General features: G+C 31.4%; 1 protein-coding gene. It reads right to left on the minus strand.

Translation table 11 applies throughout. From position 1 onward, the window contains the following. A partial coding sequence (gene argS, locus DIU01_RS02505; RefSeq protein WP_290831685.1) for an arginine--tRNA ligase occupies window positions 1-522 on the minus strand: 522 nt, incomplete at its 3' end. Between the last annotated feature and the right edge of the window lie 102 nt (window positions 523-624).

Below are 624 nucleotides of genomic sequence, written 5' to 3' on the forward strand. Positions count from 1 at the left end.
CCAAGCCAACATCGATTTACAAATGTGAATTCCTCTATCGTTGATGATTTGGGTTTTGTATACTTTTTTTCCTGATGCTTTGATAATTTCAGCTACAGAATAACCTAATAAATTGTTTCGAACGTGACCAAGATGCAAAGGTTTATTGGTGTTTGGAGACGAATATTCTACCATAACCGCTTTATCATTTGCGGAAGCAGTACAGAACCCGAACTTATCATTGGATTGAATTTCATTGAAGAAATTTACATAAAAAGCATCCGAAATTACAATGTTTAAAAATCCTGCAACTACATTGAATTTCTCTACTTGTGGAACATTTTCAACTAAATAATTTCCGATTTTAGTTCCGATTTCAACCGGATTTCCTTTGATAATTTTCAGTAATGGAAAAATCACCATCGTAATATCACCTTCAAAATCTTTCCTAGTAGCTTGAAACTCAATTTTTTCGATAGTGACATCGAATGTTTTTTGAACAGCTTCTTTAATACTCGGATTTAGAATTTCTTGTAGTGACATTTTGTTATTTTTTTAAGGTTGCAAAGATAGGATTTTATTGGAAAAACGAACGAATTTTCGATATTGATTGCATTTAAAAATTTGACACGAATTTCACGAATT

It is taken from the genome of Flavobacterium sp. (genome assembly GCF_003525665.1).
Classification (GTDB): Bacteria; Bacteroidota; Bacteroidia; order Flavobacteriales; family Flavobacteriaceae; genus Flavobacterium.